The following is an 18,319-nucleotide window of genomic DNA, read 5'->3' as shown; positions in this document are numbered from 1 at the left end:
CCGGGTCGGTGATGCGGCCGCTACTGTTGGTGCAATCGTGCCGCGCAGAGTCGTCGCGGCGCTGGTGCTGCAGGGGCTGCCTCAGGTTGCAGCGTTCAGCAGCGTTGCCACCGTGTCGGCCTCATGGGCCGGCTTGTCGGTACGGATGCGGCTGATCCGCGGAAAGCGCATGGCGAGCCCGGATTTGTGGCGTTTCGACAGGTGGATGGAATCGAACGCCACCTCGAGCACCAGCGCCTTTTCGACTTCGCGCACCGGGCCGAACTTGGCGGTCGTGTGGCTGCGCACCCATTTGTCGAGGAAGCGCAGTTCCTCGTCGGTGAAGCCCGAATAGGCCTTGCCGACGGGCAGCAGCTCGCCTTCGGCGGACCAGCAACCGAAGGTGTAGTCGCTGTAATAGCTCGATCGTTTGCCGTGGCCGCGCTGGGCATACATCAGCACGCAGTCGCAGGTGAGCGGGCTGCGCTTCCATTTGTACCAAAGGCCGACGCGGCGCCCGGCGACATAAGGGCTGTCGCGGCGCTTCAGCATCAGCCCTTCGATGGCGCTGTCGCGGGCATTGTCGCGCAGCGCCTGGAGGGCGGCGAAGTCCGGCGCCTCGACGATCGTCGAGATGTCGAAGCGGGTGGCGTCGAGGCGCGGCACGATCGCTTCCAGCCGTGACCGGCGCTCGGTCCAGGACAGGGCGCGCAGGTCGGCGCGGCCGATCGACAGGGCATCATACAGCCGCACGAAGGCCGGGAAGTCGCTCAGCGTCTTGGCCGGCGGCGCCTTGCGGCCGAGCCGCTGCTGCAGCGCGTTGAAGCTCGCCGCCTCGCCCATCTGCGCCTGGCCGCGGACGAGCAGCTCGCCATCGAGCACCGCCTCGGTGGTGAAGGCCGCGGCGATGTCGGGGAAACTGCCGGTGATGTCGTCGCCGGCGCGGCTGAACAGCCGGGTGGTGGCGGCGCGGTCGCCAGTGTCCGACGCGGGGATATGGACGAGCTGGATACGAATACCGTCCCATTTCCATTCGGCGGCATAATCGGCGAGAGCGACCGTGCCCTCCTCCAGCGGATGAGCGAGCATGAACGGCCGGAACACCGGCACATCGCCGGCGGTCGGTTGCGGGCCGCGGCCCTCGGCCCAGGCAAACAGCGGCGCATAGGGCGGTTGCAGGCCGTGCCAGACCTCCTCGACCGCCTCGACATCGAGGTCGAAGGCTTCGGCGAGCGCCGTCTTGGCCAGCCGCGCCGACACGCCGATGCGCAAGGATCCGGTCGCCAGCTTGAGCAGGGCATAGCGCCCCTGTGCCGGCAGCCGGTCCATCAGCGCCGTCAGCGCCGCGGGGGCGGTGGCGCGGGTGAGCGCCGACAGCTCGCAGACGATTGTGTCGAGGGAGGGCGCCGGCGGCTGCTCGCCGGGCGGGTCGGGCCAGAGCAGCGACACGGTTTCGGCCATGTCGCCGACGAAATCATGGCTCATCGCGAACAGCACCGGATCGACACGGGCGGCGATCAGCTCGCGGATCAGCCGCGGCTGGATCGCCTTCAGGTCGAGGCCACTGGTGAGCGCCGCCAATGCCCAGCCCCGATCGGGATCGGGCGTGGCGCGCAGATAGGCGCCGATCAGGCGCAATTTGGCATTCCGCGATGTCGTGTAGAGCAGCGCGTCGAGCAGGGCGGCGAAGGCGAGCATCGAAACCCTGTGTAGCAGCAGCAAGCCCTGAGAACGATTGCCATTCCGGTAACGTTCCGCGTATCCACACTCCGCAGATTCTGCTACATGCCGCCGCGATACAGCGGGGCCGACAGCAACCAGGGGTTTATCTCGCCAATGCGCATGCGCGAACTGGAAAAGGCCAGCGGCGTCGGGCGGGAAACCATCCGCTATTACATCCGCGAAGGCCTGTTGCCCGAACCGGCGCGGGCGAGCCGCAATTCGGCATTCTACAGCGACGACCATGTCAGCCGGCTGCGCGCCATCAAGCGCCTGCAGGAGGAACGGTTCCTGCCGCTGGCGGTCATCCGCAGCCTGCTGGAAGCCGAGGATGGCGAGCGCTGGCTGGCGCCGGCGGCGTTTCCGATGCTCGATTCGATGCTCGCGGCGCGGCTCGGCGCCGGCCAGGAGCGCGTTGCGATCGGCGATGTCATCGACCAGCTGGGCATCGACACCAAGGTCATCGCCGAACATACCGCGACCGGCATGATCGCCGTCGATGCCGCCGGCACGGTATCCGCGCGCGATGTCGCCATCCTCCGATCGCTGAAGGAACTGGCCGACATCGGCTTTACCGAGGACCTGGGCTTTGTTGGTGACCAGGTACGGTTCTACATCGATTTCATCGAATGGGTCACCAACCAGGAAATGCGGCTGTTCTTCGAGCGCACCGCCGGCCATGTCGGCGAGGCAAGGGCGCTCGACATGGCAGAGCGTGGCGTTTCAGCGGTGAACGATCTGCTGTCCCAACTGCGGACGCGGGCGCTTTTGCGTAAACTGGGCGAACGGCGCCGCGTCGCCAACGACAACAGCTGAGCTAGCCGGGGAGGGCTGGCCCCTTCTGCCGCCGACGCGGCGGGAGGGGCCTTATCCGGATCAGAAGCGCGTCGAGACGGTGAGCGCCGGGCCGCTGCCCGGATCGGCATTGCCGGCAACACGAAATCGCCAGTCGGCCGATACTTCCACCGCAAAGCCTGCGACGGGTGTGGTGGCAACGATGGTCGGTCCCAGGTCGAAGCGGCCGGTGGTGAAGTCGCCGGTCTGGAGGCTGGCCCAGCCGGCCGGCCCGATGGCCAGGTCCGCCGGGCCGAAACGCGCCAGCGGCAGCACCGTCCGCGCCTGGCCGCCGGTATAGATGTCGCCGTTGCCGAGCACGCCGGCCTCGCCATAGCCGCGCCAGCGCAGGCGCCCGCGCTGACCGTCGGCGCCCGCGGCAATCCGCAGGGTCCAGTCGCTGCGCGCGGTGCTGCCGATGGCGAACAGCCGCTCGGCGGCGATGCTGATGCCCGGCAGCGGCCGCCAGCGCAGACCGAGTGCGGCCTGGGCCGACTGCGGATCATCGTTGGCGGCATTGCTGCGCGCGACGATGGCCAGCGGGCGGCGCGCGAGCGGATCGAGCGTCCAGGCGAGGCTGACACCCGATTGGCCGCCACCCAGCACCGGCGATGCCGCCGGCCCGGCGATGCCGCCGTCGCGGAGCAGCGCATAGGCGTCGGCCGACCAGCGGCGCGACAGGGCACGGCGATCGCGCTGCCACTGGCCCGCGCGGGGGTCGGGGCCTGCGACAAGCGCGGCGTCGAACAGCCGGGCCGCGGCGCGGCGATCGTCGGCGGCCAGCCGCGCATAGGCGGCGGTAGCAAGAGCGCCGGGAGAAGCGGGATCGGGTGCCGGAATGGCGGGCAAGGTGGTTGCGGCGGCGGCCGTTGCGGCCGGCGACGCCGCGGGAAGGCTGTAGGCCAGCGCTGGCATCGCGAGCACGCTGGCGCCCGGTGCGGCCGGCGCCGGCCTGGCGAGCAGCGGTGGTGGTGGCGGCAGCGACGGGGCGGCGATCGCCAGCAACGTCGGCGGTGCCGTGGCGGCGAATTCGACCGGCGGTTCAGCCACCGGGACCGGCAGCCGCGGGCGCAACGCCACCAGCGTTGCCCCGGCATCGGCCATCAGCGCCGGCAGCCGTGCCGACAGGCCGAGCGCCAGTATCAGGCCAAGCCAGGCCAGCGCCCGCTGCGGCCGGCCGATCGTCCCCTGCGTTGCGGCCCCCCGGCTTGCCATCAGCCGCTGTCGCCTGCCGGATAACGATGCGCCGTCTTGTCCCATCCCATCGCCGGCGCGCCGCGCAGCATGGCGGCATAGCGACGGGCGGCGACCCATGCCGCGGCGGCATTGATGGCGTTGCTGGCCAGTGCGCGCGGGATCGACCGGATGCCCTCCACCGGGCCATAGGCGTGGGCGGTGAACAGCGCGCGCATCAGCAGCCGCCAGGCGAGCAGCGCGGCGTTGATCCACAGCAGTGCCGTCAGCCCCTTGCCGGCCAGCGGGGGCATGGCGGCCGCCGCCGGCAGCGCGGCGCGCAGCATGGCGTCGGCAAGGACCAGCAGCGCTACCGCATAGCCGATCACGGTCAGCAGCGCGGTCAGCAGCGCCTTCCTGTCGCGCAGCAGCATGTAGCGGTCGGCGAGCCCGCCGGGCCAGCCGATGCGATCCCAGCCGGCGAGCGCGATGCCGGTCAGCCAGCGGCTTTTCTGGCGCAAGGCGGTCGCGAAGCTGTCGGGAAAATGTTCATGGGTGGCGACGATGATGCGGTCGTCGCCGCTGCGCAGCCGGACCAGCGCGCCGTGGCCGCCGAGCGCCTTGATGCGGTGGCCGAGCTCGTAATCCTCGGTCAGGCAGGTGGCGTCGAAGGGTTTGCCACCGGCGGCCGCGGCGATGCGGCCGAGCATGTGCCGGTCGATGGCGCAGGCGACGCCGGCAGAGGGGACCGCAGCGCCCAGCGCCTCGCGAACGACCAGGTCCTTGGCATGGCTTTCGGCGAATTCGTCGAGGTAATGCCCGCTGATCCAGCGCGAACCGGCGTCGGGAAGCGGCAGCACCGGCAGCTGCACCATCGCCATCCGCGGGATCAGCGCATCATAGACCCAGAGTTCCTGGGGGTGGACGACGTCTTCGGCATCGTGCAGCACCACCGCCTTGAATATCACGCCGACCCGGCCCTCGTGCGCGACGACGGCGGCCCAGAGATGGTTCAGGCAATCGGCCTTGGTCGTCGGGCCCGCATCGGAACAGACGACGGTGTGCAGCCGGTAGTCGCCGATGCGCGACACCGCCATGATGCCTTCGGGATCGTTGGGATAGACCCCGACAAACACCCGGTAGCGCGGATAGTCGAGCCGGGCGATCAGGTTGCGCAGCATGGCGCCGATCACCGCGGCCTCGTCCCAGGCCGGCACGATGATGGCGATCGGCGCCGGATCGTCGCTGCGCAGCGATTCGGCGGTGGCGCGGTGGTGACGCGAATAGACGGTGATCCGCCGCCACAGCAGCCGGGCGAAATAGACGCAATCAATGAACAGGTCGTCGAGGCTGGACAGCGCGATGCCGATCGCGGCGACCAGCAGCAGCTCGCCCAGCACGGCGTGCCAGGCGACCAGGAGCAACAGTGACGGCCCCCCGCTGTCGGTCATCGGAGCGGCGGCGGTCCGGATCGGGTGGGTGCCCCTTGAACACGGCACGGCGGCAGACGAGGAGGACCGTGTGCCCGTGTCGCCGTGCCCAGGGGCACCCTCGGCAGCCGCTGGCGGTTGTGCAGGGTCAAGACTCCACTGCGCCGCCGCCGCCGATCGTTCTGGACGGGTGCCGGACGCGGTTCCGTCGAACCCCGGTAGCCAAGCAGCCGGGCCCTGCGCCCTCGCGGCGGTGCTCGGCGCCTGCGTGCAATGCCGCGGTTGATTTCGCCGCCCCATATCCCCGATAGGGGGTCATGACCGCCGAATTGCAGTATCTCGACCTGATGCGCCGTGTCTGGGACGGCGGCGCGCTGCGCGGCGACCGGACCGGCACCGGCACCCGGGCGCTGTTCGGCGAGACCATGCGGTTCGACCTGTCCGACGGCACGATCCCGTTGCTGACGACGAAGCGCGTCTTCTGGAAATCGGCGGTGAAGGAGTTGATCTGGTTCCTGTCGGGCGACCGCAATATCCGGACGCTCGTTGCGCAGGGCGTCCATATCTGGACCGACTGGCCATTGGCGCGGTTCAACGCCGCGACTGGCGAGGGGCTCGACCGGGATGGCTTCGAGGCGCGCATCCTGGCCGACGCGGATTTTGCGGCGGAATGGGGCGATCTGGGTCCGGTTTACGGCGCGCAATGGCGGCACTGGCCGACCTATGACACGACCGGCGACGGGCATTACGCACGCAGCCCCGCCGGCTTCGACCAGATTTCGGCCCTTGTTCATGGTCTGAAGCACAACCCCAATAGCCGTCGCCACATTTTTACCGGCTGGAACGTGGCCGAACTCGATCAGATGGCGTTGCCGCCGTGCCATATGACATATCAATATTTCGTTAACGAAAACAGTCTCAGCGGCATTTTGTATCAGCGGTCGTGCGACCTCGGACTGGGTTTCGCCTTCAACATCTTCGAAGCGTCGCTGCTTCTTCGCATGCTGGCGCAACAATGCGATCTCAGGCCGGCCGAAATTGTCTGGATGGGCGCGGACTGTCATTTATACGTCAATCACGAGCATCTGGTAACACAGCAACTGGCGCGAACGCCGCGGGCATTTCCCACACTGGATATCGTGCGCCGGCCGGACGACATCTTCGGCTACCGCCCGGAGGATTTCATCGTCACCGGCTATGATCCGCACCCGCATATCCCGGCGCCGGTGGCGGTATGATCGATCTGGTGCTGGTCGTGGCGCGGGCGCGCAACGGCGTCATCGGCAAGGATGGCGCGCTGCCCTGGCAGATCCCGGAGGATTTGAAGCGCTTCAAGCGGATGACCGTCGGCAAGCCGGTGATCATGGGCAGGAAGACCTTCGAATCGATCGGCAAGCCGCTGCCCGGCCGCCACAACATCGTGCTGACGCGCGATGGCGGCTGGCGGGCCGATGGGGTCACCGTGGTGCCGAACCTGGCGGAGGCGGTGGCGGCTGCCGGGCTTGACCCGCGGGCCCGCGCCGATGGCATCATGGTCATCGGCGGGGCGCAGGTCTATGCCGAGGCGCTGCCGTCGGCGACGCGGATCGAATTGACCGAGGTCGATGCCGAGCCCGTGGGAGACACGTTGCTGCCGGCGTTCGATCCGGCGCGCTGGCGCGAGGTGACGCGCGAGGCGCATCCGGCCGACGGCGAACGGCCGGGCTTTGCCTTCGTGACGTTGGTGCGGGCGTGACAATCGGGGGACCATGCGCAAATTTCTGATCGGCCTGCTGGTCATCTTCGCCGTCGCGGTAGCGGGCTTCTTCGGCCTCGCCCCCATGCTGGCCGAGAAATCGATGAACAAGGTTGCCGGCGGTCGCTGGCCGGTGTCGGCGGAGGCCGCGGCGCTGCACAAAAGGCTGACGATCGTCGACCTGCACAGCGACACGCTGATGTGGCAGCGGCACCTGGATGCGCTGGCGACGCGCGGCCATGTCGACCTGCCGCGGCTGGAGGCCGGCAATGTCGCACTGCAGGTGTTTTCGAGCGTCACCAAGACCCCCAAGGGCCAGAATTACGAGTCCAACAGCGACCGGACCGACAACATCACGCTGCTGGCGGTGGCCCAGGCCCAGCCGGTGCGGACCTGGACGAGCCTGCTCGAACGCTCGCTGTGGCATGCCGAAAAGCTGCGTGCCGCCGCGACACGTGCCGAGGGCCGGCTGCTGATCGTGCGCGGCCCGGACGATGTCGACCGCCTGCTCGCCGCACGGGCGGCGGGTCAGCTGGTCACTGGTGCGCTGCTGTCGACCGAGGGCACGCAGAACCTCGAAGGGAAGGTCGCCAATATCGACGTGCTGTATCGTGCCGGCTTTCGCATGATGGGATTGGCGCATTTCTTCGACAATCAGATCGCCGGGTCGATGCATGGCGAGGGCAAGTACGGGCTGACGCCGCTCGGCCGCCAGGCGGTGGCGGCGATGGAGCAAAAGGGCATCATCATCGACCTGGCGCACAGCAGCCACCGCGCCTTTGCCGATGTGATGGCGATGGCGACGCGGCCGGTCGTCGTCAGCCATGGCGGCGTCAAGGCGACGTGCGACACCAATCGCAACCTGACCGATGCGGAACTGCGGCAATTGGCGGCCAATGGCGGCATGATCGGCATCGGTTACTGGGACGCGGCGGTCTGCGCGGCGACGCCCGATGCGACGGCCCGGGCGATCGTCCATGCCGTGCGGGTGGCTGGGGTGGACCATGTCGGGCTGGGGTCGGATTTCGACGGGGCGACCACGACGGGCTTCGATACCGCCCATGTCGCCGCCATCACCGATGCGCTGCTGCGCGCCGGCATGGCGGAGGCCGATATCGCCAAGGTGATGGGCGGCAACGCCTTGCGGCTGATCGCGGCGGGGTTGCGGCCGCTTGCCCCCAAGCCGTTGCCCGCATAAGCGCAGGGCATGGAACGCATCACAGGCGGGGCGATACTGCCCGAACGGTTTCGCGGCGGCGTCGCGGCGCTGGGCAATTTCGACGGCTTTCACGCCGGCCACCAGGCCGTCGTCGGCCGCGCGCTGGCGCTGGCGCGGGAACGCGAGGTGCCGGCGCTTGTGGCGAGTTTCGACCCGCACCCGGCGCGGCTGTTCAAGCCCGAACTGGCGCCGTTCGCGCTGACGATGGTGTCGCAGCGCATGGACCTGCTGGCGGCGTTCGGCATCGACGCGACGGTGATGATCCCCTTCACTCGCGAACTGGCGGCGCTGTCGGGGCCCGATTTCGTCAACCAGTGGCTGGTGCGGCGGCTGGGGCTGACGGGCGTCGTCACCGGCGGCGATTTCACCTTCGGCAAGGGCCGCAGCGGCGATGTCGCCGAGTTGGCGGCGCTGGGCGAGGCGCTTGGCTTTACGGCCGAGGTCGTGGCGCCGGTCGCTGACAGCGGCGGCACCATCTCGTCGAGCCGGGTGCGGGCGCTGTTGCGCGAAGCCGATCCGGCCGGTGCTGCGACGCTGCTGACCCGGCCGTTCACCATCCGCGGCATGGTCGAGCATGGCGCCAAGCTGGGGCGGACGCTTGGGTTTCCGACCGCCAACCTGCGGCTCGGCGATTACCAGCGGCCGGCCTATGGCGTTTACGCGGTTCGGGTGCGGCTGCCGGGCGGCAAGCGCGTCGCCGGCGTCGCCAACCTCGGCATCCGGCCGATGATCGAGCCGCCGGTGGAACTGCTCGAAACCTGGCTGATGGATTGGGATGGCGATTTGTACGGCAAGGTCATCGAGGTCGAGCTGGTGGCCTATCTGCGGCCGGAGATGAAGCTGGATGGGCTGGACGCGCTGAAGGCGCAGATTGCCGCGGATGCGGATGCGGCGCGAGGGGTGCTGGCTTAGCTTTCCTCTCCCGCTTGCGGGAGAGGCGACGCGCGCGCCCGCGCGGCGGGGGAGGGTGTGCCCGGCGTCGGCGCGTGAAAACACCCTCACCCGGGCCGCGCCAAGTGGCGCGTCTCTCGCCTCTCCCGCAGGCGGGAGAGGGGTAGAAATGCGGTCGCCGCTGCCCTAGACGCGTCCCACCATGACCCTCCCTGATTACCGCAGCACCGTCTTCCTGCCGAAGACCGATTTCCCCATGAAGGCTGGCCTCCCCGAAAAGGAGCCGACCATCCTGGCGAAGTGGCGCGCCGACGGCCTGTACGAGCGGCTGCGCGAGAGCCGGCAGGGGCGCGAGACGTTCACCCTCCACGACGGCCCGCCCTATGCCAATGGCGACATGCACATCGGCCATGCGCTCAACCATATCCTGAAGGACCTGGTGGTGCGGACGCAGAGCCTGCTCGGCAAGGATGCGCCCTACGTGCCGGGCTGGGACTGCCACGGGCTGCCGATCGAATGGAAGGTCGAGGAGAAATACCGGGCGAAAAAGCTCAACAAGGACGAGGTGCCGGCGAAGGAATTCCGCGCCGAATGCCGCGCCTATGCGCAAAGCTGGGTCGATGTGCAGCGCGAGCAGCTGAAGCGGCTGGGCATCAACGGCGACTGGGACCATCCCTATCTGACAATGGATTTCCAGGCCGAGGCGACGATCGTGTCGGAATTGCTGAAGTTCGCGGATTCGGGCCAGCTTTATCGCGGCGCCAAGCCGGTGATGTGGTCGCCGGTGGAAAAGACCGCGCTCGCCGAGGCCGAGATCGAATATGAGGACATCATCTCGACACAGGTCGATGTGGCGTTCGAGATCGTGGAGGCGCCGATCGAGGAACTGATAGGCTCCTATGCGGTGATCTGGACGACAACGCCGTGGACCATCCCGGTCAACCAGGCCTTGGCCTATGGGCCGGATGTCGAATACGCGCTGGCGGACCTGTGGCTCGGATTCGATGGCGATGTGTCGGATGACGCGTCAAGCGAGGCCATGGCGCGCGTCGCCGATGTCGTGCCGTGGTTTGCCGATGGACAGTTGTTCCTTATCGCCCAGCCGCTGCTGGAGGCGGTCAACGCCCGGCTGAACGCGGCGCTTGCTTCGATCGACGTGACGGACCTCGGCATCACCGGCATGCGGTTTGCACTTGCCGCGGTGACCGACGAGGACGGTGGGCAGGTCCGGGTGTCCACGATCAAGGGCTCCGACCTTGCCGGCACGCTGGCCCGTCACCCCCTCCACCATCTTGGCGGCTTCTACGCGACGCCGCGTCCGTTCCTGCCCGGCGATTTCGTCACCACCGACGCCGGCACGGGGCTCGTCCATATGGCGCCCGACCATGGCGAGGACGATTTCACCCTGTGCAAGGCGCATGGCATCGATCCGGTGTTCGCTGTGCTCGGCGATGGCACCTATCGCACCGATCGGCCCGACTGGCTGTGGCTGCAGGGCCAGGGCAATGTCATCAGCGACAAGTTGAATGCCCCCGATGGCGCCATCTGCTCGGCGCTGCGCGAGGCCGGGGCGCTGCTGGCGGCGGACAAGTTCCAGCACAGCTATCCGCACTCGTGGCGGTCGAAGAAGAAGGTCATCTACCGCTGCACCCCGCAGTGGTTCATCCCGATGGACCAGGATGTGGAACTGCCCTGGGATGGCCGGGGCGGTTCGGATTCGGCCTATGACACCGATCCCGAAGGTACGACGTTGCGCAAGACGGCGATGCGCGCCATCGCCCACACCCGCTTCATTCCCGAAAAGGGTCGCAACCGGCTGGGATCGATGGTCGAGGGGCGGCCCGACTGGGTGATCTCGCGGCAGCGCGCCTGGGGCGTGCCGATCACGCTGTTCGTCGATCGCGCGACGGGGAAGTATCTCAGCGACCCGCAAGTCAACGCGCGCATCGTCGCCGCGGTGCGCGAACAGGGCGTCGATGCCTGGAGCGAGGCGGCCGCCGCCGACCTGCTCGGGCCGGATCACGACCTCGCCGATTATGAGCGCGTCACCGACATTCTCGATGTCTGGTTCGACAGCGGCTGCACCCATGCCTTCGTGCTGGCATCCGGCCGCTGGCCCGATCTGAAATGGCCGGCGGACCTGTACCTCGAAGGCAGCGATCAGCATCGCGGCTGGTTCCAGTCGAGCCTGCTGCAAAGCTGCGGCACGCGTGGCCGGGCGCCGTACAATGCCGTGCTGACCCATGGGTTCACCATGGACCAGTCGGGCCGCAAGATGTCGAAATCGCTCGGCAACACCACCAATCCGCTCGACCTGATGCGCGAATATGGCGCCGATATCCTGCGGCTGTGGGCGGCGACGGTCGATTTCACCGAGGATCACCGCATCGGCAAGGAGATCCTGGCCGGTGTCGCCGACCAGTATCGCAAGCTGCGCAATACCTTCCGCTACCTGCTCGGCGCGCTCGAAGGCTTCGACGCGAGCGAGCGGGTGGGGCCTGAGCACATGCCGGAGCTGGAGCGCTGGGTGCTGCACCGTCTGGCGGTGATCGACAGCGAGCTGCGGGTGGCGGTCGGCAACTATGATTTCAACACCTATGTCACGACGATCTCGACCTTCGTGAACAACGACCTGTCGGCGTTCGTGTTCGATATCCGCAAGGATTCGCTCTATTGCGACGGGGTGCACGACCCCAAGCGGCGCGCCTATCGCACCGTGCTCGACACGTTGTTCCAGGCGTTGACGCGCTGGCTGGCGCCGGTGCTGGTGTTCACCGCGGAGGAGGTGTGGGGCACGCTGAACCCGGATGGTGGCTCGGTCCATCTGCTCGAATGGCCGGCGATCGACAGCGGCTGGCGCGACGATGCGCTGTCGGCGCGCATCGGCCGCCTGCGGGTGCTGCGCGACACCGTGTATCTGCAGCTGGAAGTGCTGCGCCGTGACAAGGTGATCGGCAGCTTCCTGGAGGCCGGGGTCGATATCCAGGTCGCCGACGAGGACCGCTTCGTCGAGCTGTCGGGGGTCGACCTGGCCGAAATGCTGATCGTCGGCCGGGTGCTGGTGCAGAAGACCGATGGTGGCGAGGGCCTGTCGGTGGGGCCTGTGGGTGACGAGAAATGTGCCCGCTGCTGGCGGCACCTGCCCGATGTGGTACCGGAAACCGGCCTGTGCAGCCGCTGTGCGGAAGTCGTCGCGGCATGATGCGGCTGGGTTACGGGCTTGCCGCCGTCGTTTTCGCTATCGACCAGCTGGTCAAATACTGGATCCTGGCGATCGTGCGGCTGCCAGAACGCGGCTTTGTCGATGTGCTGCCGTTTTTCCGGCTGACGTTCGTCGGCAATATAGGTGTGTCGATGGGCATGTTCCGCGCCAATTCGGACGGCGGGCGCTGGCTGCTGGTCGCGCTGACGGCGGGCATCGCGCTGATCGTCGCGGTGTGGATCGCGCGCGAGAAGCAGCGCGGCGAGGTCGTGGCGCTGGGGCTGATCCTGGGCGGAGCGCTGGGCAACATCATCGATCGCGTACGGTTCGGTTATGTCGTCGATTTCCTGCACTTCTTCTGGGGTGCGCACAGTTTCTGGGTGTTCAACGTTGCTGATGCAGCGATCACCGCAGGTGTGCTATTGCTGCTGCTGCGGGCGCTGCTGGCGCCGAAAGGATGATGGGTCATGCGTAATATTCTGGTGATTTGCGGCGCGGCGATGGCGCTGGCGGCGTGCGGGAAATCGGGCCTGGCGGCGCATAATGCACCCGACGAGCTGGCGATCAGCCGCAATGCGCCACTGGTCGTGCCGCAGGATTTCGCGCTGACGCCGCCGCGGCCTGGCGCGCCGCGCGCCGCAGGCCAGGATGCCCAGGGTGCCGCGATGGAGGCGCTGTTCGGCCCCGGCGTGAAGGTGCCGCCGAAGTCGCCGGCCGAGCAGCAGCTGCTCGATCGTGCCGGTGCGGCCGCCACCGATCCGTCGATCCGCAGCCAGGCTGGCGACCCTCAGACGCCGACGGTCAACAAGGGCGCCTTCCTGCGGGAACTGATGGATGCCCCGGCGGCGACGCGCAATGCCGAGGTTGCAGCCGTGACGGCGCCGAACTGACACGGATCGGTCCAGTAATGTTCAAAGTGTCGGCAGATTTTACACTAATATTCTGTTAACCCCTTTTTTATCTCCTAACACTCTGAAATATCATTGAATCTGGCAGGCGTGTTGGTTGGCCCGGAACTTGCAATGCATTCACTGAACAAATCATCTGGGGGTTGAGAAATGAACAAGATATTCGCCGTTGCCGCCGCTATCGCGGCCATCGGATCGGCCGGGGCCGCCAGTGCCGTGTCGATCGTCAATGGCAGCTTCGAGACGGTTGGCATCACCATTCCGGCGACGCCGGCCAACAACAGCTATCGCGAAGTGCTGGCGCCCAACGCCGTTGCTCTGCCGGGCTGGATGGTCGGCCTGTCGGGCCCGCTGGGGAGCGCCGGCGTCGATGTCGTCCGCAGCTTCTGGCAGGCGTCGGATGGTAGCTACAGCCTCGATCTCGCGGCTCGTGATGCCGGCTCGATCTCCCAGACGCTGACCGGCCTTACCACCGGATTCTCGTACACCATCACGTTCGATATCTCGTCGAACCCCGGCGCTGGCGCGGCGCCGCGTTCGCTGTTGCTGTCGGTCGGCGCCCTGACGCCGACGACCTTCACGTTCCTCGATCCGACCCGCACGCGGGCCGACATGAACTGGTCGACGCAAAGCTACACGTTCATTGCGACGGGGAACACCGCGCTGCTCACCTTTGCCGGCGTGCCGCTGGCTGCCAGCGCGCGCGCATCGTTGAAGTCTGCCGGCATCGCGCTCGATAATGTTGCCATCGCGCAGACCTTCGCCACCCAGGTGCCTGAGCCCGAAAGCTGGATGATGATGATCGCCGGCTTCGGCATGATCGGCTTCGCGGCCCGCCGTCGCAAGACCGCCGTCGCCGCCTGACCTGGCGACCCGACGAACAAACGGCCGCGGTGCGATGGCACCGCGGCCGTTTTCGTTATTTCAGCAAGCCGCCGAGCAGGCCGCGCAGCAGCTTGGTCGTCAGCTGCCGGCCCGCCGATGATGCCGCCGACCGGATCGTCGACTGGATCAGCTTCTCGGTAAAGCTTGCCGGCTGGGCGCGGCGTGCCGCGGCCTCGGCGCGCGCTGCCGCCGCCGCCTGCTTGGCCGCTGCGGCGGCTTCGGCGGCGTCGAGCTTGGCCTGCAACGTCGCCTGTTTCCGCGCTGCGACTTCGGCCGCCGACTGCGCCGCCTGCTCGGCCGCTGCCAGGGCACGGGTGTTCAGCTTTTCATAGGCCGATTCGCGGTCGACGCTCTGGCGGTATTTGTCGCCATAGGGGCTGGCACGCAGGATCGCCTCGCGCTCCGCCGGCGTGACCGGCCCGACCCGCGAGCGCGGCGGCATGATCAGCGTGCGCTCGACCATCGAAGGCGCGCCGTCGGCCTGCAGCAGCGACACCAGCGCCTCGCCGACCTTCAGCTCGGTTATTGCCGTCGCGACATCGACCCTGGGATTTGCCCGGAATGTCGTCGCCGCCGACTGCACGGCCTTTTGATCGCGCGGCGTAAAGGCGCGCAATGCGTGCTGGACACGGTTGCCGAGCTGGCCGGCGACCTTTTCGGGGATGTCGATCGGGTTCTGGCTGATGAAGTAAACGCCGACGCCCTTGGAGCGGACCAGGCGCACGACCTGTTCGACCTTGTCGAGCAGCGCCGGCGGCGCTTCGTCGAACAGCAGATGGGCTTCGTCGAAGAAGAACACCAGCCTGGGCTTTTCGGGGTCGCCGATCTCCGGCAGTGTCTCGAACAGTTCCGACAGCAGCCAGAGCAGGAAGCTGGCATAGAGCCGCGGCGATTGCATCAGCTTGTCGGCAGCGAGGATGTTGACCTGGCCCATGCCGTTGCCGTCGACATGCATGAAATCATGAATGTCGAACGCCGGTTCGCCGAAGAAATGCGTCGCGCCCTGGCCTTCGAGCTGGAGCAGCTGGCGCTGGATGATGCCGATCGTCGCCTTGGTGACATTGCCGTACCTGCTCGCCAGCTCGCCGGCATTTTCGGCGCAGAAGGTCAGCATCGCCTGCAGGTCCTTCAGGTCGAGGAGCAACAGGCCGAGGTCGTCGGCGTAGCGGAAAGCGACCGACAGCACGCCCTCCTGGGTTTCGTTGAGCCCCATCAGCCGGGCGAGCAGCAGCGGACCCATTTCGCTGATGGTGGTGCGGACGGGGTGGCCCTGGTCGCCGAACAGGTCCCAGAAAACGACCGGGTTGGCGGCATAGTCGTAATCGGTGACGCCGATCTCGGTGGCGCGCTTGGCCGTCCAGCCGGCATCGCTGCTGCCGGCCATCGCCATGCCGGCGATATCGCCCTTCACATCGGCGAGGAATACCGGCACGCCTTCGCGCGAAAAGCCTTCGGCCAATGTCTGCAGCGTGACGGTCTTGCCGGTACCGGTGGCGCCGGCGATGAGCCCGTGGCGATTGGCGCGTTTCAGGACCAGCGCCTGCGCGTGCTCCTCGCCCTTACCGATGAAGATGCTGTCGGCCATTGCTGTTCCCCTGCTTGTGACACGGGGATAGCGGGTTTTGGGCGGAGGTAGAAGGGGAGGGGCGTTGCAGCGCGGGGAGGCCCGCGCCGCAACGTCTCGGCGCCTGGCGCTACTTTCCGTCGCCCTTCGCCATCAGCTTGATCCCTGCATAACGCGGCGGGTTGGTGCCGCGCTGGACCAGCATCAGCACCGTGTCGCGGCCGGCCTTGCGGGCGGCATCGACGGCCTCGGCGGCTTCGGCCGGGGTGGTGGTGGGGCGCTGGTTGATCTGCAGGATGACGTCACCGCGCTGCAGCCCGTTCGACGCCGCATCGCTCGCCGGGTTGATGCCGGCGACGACGACACCGCGGACGGTCTCGGGAATCTTCAGCTGCTGGCGCAACTGCGCGGTCAGCGGCTGGAGGGTGATGCCGAGGCTGGCGCGCGCCGATGCGGCACCCGGCGTCGTCTTGCTGTCAGGCGAATCGGTGGCGTCGGGGATCAGGCCGGCACGGGCCTGGACGACCGATTCCGCCGGGCGCTGGCTGATCGTCGCCGTGATCGTGCGGCGGGTGCCGTCACGGACCAGCTCGATCGGCACGGTGGCGCCGATCGGGGTGTTGGCCACGACATAGGACAGCGTGTTGTCGAAGGTCACGTCGCTGTTGTTGATCTTGACGATGACGTCGCCTTGGCGAATGCCGGCACGCGCGGCGGGGCCGTTGGCCTCCACCGAGGCAACGATCTCGCCCTTGTCCTTGGGCAAGCCGAGCCCCGCAGCGATGTCGGTCGACAGCGGCTGGATGGCGACGCCCAGATAGCCGCGCTTGACGGTGCCGGTGGCGCGCAGCTGGTCGACGACCGGCTTGGCGAGTTCGGCCGGGATCGAGAAGCCGAGCCCGACATTGCCGCCGGTCGGCGAAAAGATCGCGGTGTTGATGCCGATGACATTGCCCTCGAGATCGAACAGCGGCCCGCCGGAATTGCCCTGGTTGATCGACGCATCGGTCTGAATGTAGCGATCATACTGGCCGGAGCCGATATTGCGGTGGAGTGCCGACACGATGCCCGCGGTAACGGTACCGCCAAGGCCGAACGGGTTGCCGATGGCGATCGCCCAGTCGCCGACGCGCGCGGCCTGGCTGTTGCCGAACTTCACATAGGGCAGATTGGTCGCGTCGATCTTCAGCAGCGCGAGATCGGTCAGCGGGTCACGGCCGACGATACGCGCCTTGTATTCGGTGCGGTCGGACAGGGTGACGGTGATGGTCTCGACCGGCGAATCCTTGCCCGCCTCGGCCGAGATGACATGGTTGTTGGTGACGACATAGCCGTCGGGCGAGATTATGAAGCCCGACCCGAGCGACGTCGCCTCGCGGGTCACCGGCTCGCCGGCTTCACCCTGCTGTTCCTGGAAGCGGCGGAACAGCTCCTCGAGCGGAGAGCCGGGCGGGATGCCGCGCATCTTGCCGACCTCGACCTTTTGCGTCGTGGAAACGTTGACGACGGCCGGAGTCAACCGTGCCGTCAGGTCGGCGAAGCTGCGCGGCGCACCGCCCGGGGGCGACACCGGCACGGCCGGCGGCACGGCGTTCTGCGGCGGTGGCATGGTCGCGGACGGCTGCGGCTGATTGGGGGTCTGCGCACCGGCGGGCATCAATACGGCGGCGGCGCCACCGAGGATCAGGGCGGCTGGGATCAGGCTGCGGGCAATACGCACGGGATGGCGAACCTTTCGGGATCGGGAAACTGTCCATGATGTGCGGTGTCGGCATCCGGCAGGCAAGGGGCAGACCCGCCGGAAAAGCTGTGCCGCGACATCATCGCACCCTTGCCGCGCCGGAAACTAACCTGCGATGAACGGAAGGCTGTGCACGACGAAACGTTGCCGGGAGCCGGCGAATGGCACGGGCTCCCGGTCTGTGCTGCTAGCGATTGGGCCGCCGACCTTCGAATTCCCGCAGGAACTCGTTGTTCGGCGACAGGATAACCGTGGAGCTGTTGTCGCTGAACGTCGTCCGATACGCCTGCATGGCGCGGTAAAAGGCGTAGAAGTCGGGGTCCTTGCCGAAACTGGTGGCATAGGTGCTGGCGGCCTGGGCATCGGCGGCCGCGGTGACCAGCTGCGCCTGCTTTTGGCCCTGTGCGCGGATCGTCGCCGCCTCCTGCTGCCGCGCCGAACGCATGCGCTGATAGGCGGAATCGAGTGTCGCACCCGTCGGCAGGTCGGCGCGCTTGATGCGGACGTCGACGATTTCGGCGCCGTACTGGCGGGCCTGGCGGTTCACCGTCTGCTGAATCTCCTCCATCAGCGAGCCGCGTTCGGGGCTGAGCAGGGCCGCAAAGGGCTGCTTGCCGAGTTCGTTCCTGAGCTTGGATGCCAGAATGCGTTTCAGCGCGTCATTGGCATTCTGTTCAGAGCCCACGGTCTGCACCATGCGCAGCGGATCGATGATGCGGAAGCGGGCGAAGGCGTCGACAACCAGGCGCAACTGGTCGGTCGTCAGCACCGTCTGTGCCTCCATGTCGAGGTCGAGCACCCGCTTGTCGACGAAGATGACGTTCTCGACGAACGGCACCTTCATGACGAGGCCGGCACCCGACGTGCCGAACGGCGCCTTGACGTCATAGGCGTTGACGATCCGCTCGGGCTTGCCGAGGCGGAGCACGATGGCCTGCTTGGTCTCGGGCACGGTGTACAGGCTCGCCATCGCGACGACGATCAGCACGAAGGCGAGGGCGGCCCAGAGGATGGGGTTGCGGGTCAGGGTCATGGCTGC

The 18,319-nt window shown here is 67.6% G+C and carries 15 protein-coding genes; 9 read left to right on the top strand and 6 right to left on the bottom strand.

The window, feature by feature from the left end:
- Window positions 1-81: 81 nt before the first annotated feature.
- Entirely contained in the window at window positions 82-1,677 is a 1,596-nt protein-coding gene (locus ACP7AI_RS15365; RefSeq protein WP_426169164.1) for a cisplatin damage response ATP-dependent DNA ligase, read from the bottom strand.
- A gap of 138 nt (window positions 1,678-1,815) precedes the next feature.
- On the opposite strand from ACP7AI_RS15365, the gene ACP7AI_RS15360 reads away from it, so the two are divergent.
- Window positions 1,816-2,514 (top strand): MerR family transcriptional regulator, encoded by a 699-nt coding sequence (locus ACP7AI_RS15360; RefSeq protein WP_426169162.1) that lies wholly within the window; start codon window positions 1,816-1,818, stop codon window positions 2,512-2,514.
- A gap of 60 nt (window positions 2,515-2,574) precedes the next feature.
- On the opposite strand, the gene ACP7AI_RS15355 is transcribed toward ACP7AI_RS15360, so the two are convergent.
- Complete coding sequence (locus ACP7AI_RS15355) at window positions 2,575-3,747, bottom strand: hypothetical protein (RefSeq protein ID WP_426169159.1); 1,173 nt, start codon at window positions 3,745-3,747, stop codon at window positions 2,575-2,577.
- Complete coding sequence (locus ACP7AI_RS15350; protein ID WP_426169156.1) at window positions 3,747-5,156, bottom strand: glycosyl transferase family protein; 1,410 nt, start codon at window positions 5,154-5,156, stop codon at window positions 3,747-3,749. Before ACP7AI_RS15350 ends, ACP7AI_RS15355 begins: the two co-directional genes overlap by 1 nt.
- A 296-nt stretch (window positions 5,157-5,452) precedes the next feature.
- On the opposite strand from ACP7AI_RS15350, the gene thyA reads away from it, so the two are divergent.
- From thyA to ACP7AI_RS15310, 8 genes are all read left to right on the top strand, one after another.
- Window positions 5,453-6,373, top strand: coding sequence for a thymidylate synthase (gene thyA / locus ACP7AI_RS15345; RefSeq protein ID WP_426169154.1), 921 nt, complete (start codon window positions 5,453-5,455; stop codon window positions 6,371-6,373).
- Entirely contained in the window at window positions 6,370-6,870 is a 501-nt protein-coding gene (locus tag ACP7AI_RS15340; RefSeq protein WP_426169151.1) for a dihydrofolate reductase, read from the top strand. Before thyA ends, ACP7AI_RS15340 begins: the two co-directional genes overlap by 4 nt.
- 13 nt (window positions 6,871-6,883) lie before the next feature.
- On the top strand, window positions 6,884-8,068 hold the full coding sequence (locus ACP7AI_RS15335) for a dipeptidase (protein ID WP_426169148.1): 1,185 nt from the start codon (window positions 6,884-6,886) through the stop codon (window positions 8,066-8,068).
- A 9-nt stretch (window positions 8,069-8,077) separates the two neighbouring features.
- Complete coding sequence (locus tag ACP7AI_RS15330) at window positions 8,078-9,001, top strand: bifunctional riboflavin kinase/FAD synthetase (RefSeq protein WP_426169145.1); 924 nt, start codon at window positions 8,078-8,080, stop codon at window positions 8,999-9,001.
- Window positions 9,002-9,182: 181 nt separating this feature from the next.
- On the top strand, window positions 9,183-12,182 hold the full coding sequence (locus ACP7AI_RS15325) for an isoleucine--tRNA ligase (RefSeq protein ID WP_426169143.1): 3,000 nt from the start codon (window positions 9,183-9,185) through the stop codon (window positions 12,180-12,182).
- Window positions 12,179-12,643 carry a signal peptidase II gene (lspA, locus tag ACP7AI_RS15320; RefSeq protein WP_426169141.1) on the top strand — a complete coding sequence of 155 codons (465 nt, stop codon included), beginning with the start codon at window positions 12,179-12,181 and terminating at the stop codon, window positions 12,641-12,643. The genes ACP7AI_RS15325 and lspA overlap by 4 nt, the downstream gene beginning before the upstream one ends.
- Window positions 12,644-12,649: 6 nt before the next feature.
- Window positions 12,650-13,072 carry a DUF3035 domain-containing protein gene (locus ACP7AI_RS15315; protein WP_426169139.1) on the top strand — a complete coding sequence of 141 codons (423 nt, stop codon included), beginning with the start codon at window positions 12,650-12,652 and terminating at the stop codon, window positions 13,070-13,072.
- A 168-nt stretch (window positions 13,073-13,240) separates the two neighbouring features.
- Entirely contained in the window at window positions 13,241-13,954 is a 714-nt protein-coding gene (locus ACP7AI_RS15310) for a DUF642 domain-containing protein (RefSeq protein WP_426169137.1), read from the top strand.
- Window positions 13,955-14,009: 55 nt separating this feature from the next.
- Here ACP7AI_RS15310 and ACP7AI_RS15305 read toward each other — a convergent pair whose 3' ends face one another.
- The 3 genes from ACP7AI_RS15305 to hflC form a co-directional block, all read right to left on the bottom strand.
- A complete protein-coding gene (locus ACP7AI_RS15305) occupies window positions 14,010-15,560 on the bottom strand; it encodes a helicase HerA-like domain-containing protein (RefSeq protein ID WP_426169134.1) in 1,551 nt (516 codons plus the stop codon).
- Window positions 15,561-15,669: 109 nt separating this feature from the next.
- A complete protein-coding gene (locus ACP7AI_RS15300) occupies window positions 15,670-17,259 on the bottom strand; it encodes a Do family serine endopeptidase (protein WP_426169132.1) in 1,590 nt (529 codons plus the stop codon).
- A 208-nt stretch (window positions 17,260-17,467) separates the two neighbouring features.
- Complete coding sequence (gene hflC / locus ACP7AI_RS15295) at window positions 17,468-18,313, bottom strand: protease modulator HflC (protein WP_426169130.1); 846 nt, start codon at window positions 18,311-18,313, stop codon at window positions 17,468-17,470.
- Window positions 18,314-18,319 lie beyond the last annotated feature (6 nt).

Origin of the sequence: Sandarakinorhabdus sp. DWP1-3-1, from assembly GCF_049896705.1 — a bacterium.
Classification (GTDB): Bacteria; Pseudomonadota; Alphaproteobacteria; order Sphingomonadales; family Sphingomonadaceae; genus Sandarakinorhabdus.
This window is presented reverse-complemented; position numbering and strand designations above follow the sequence as displayed.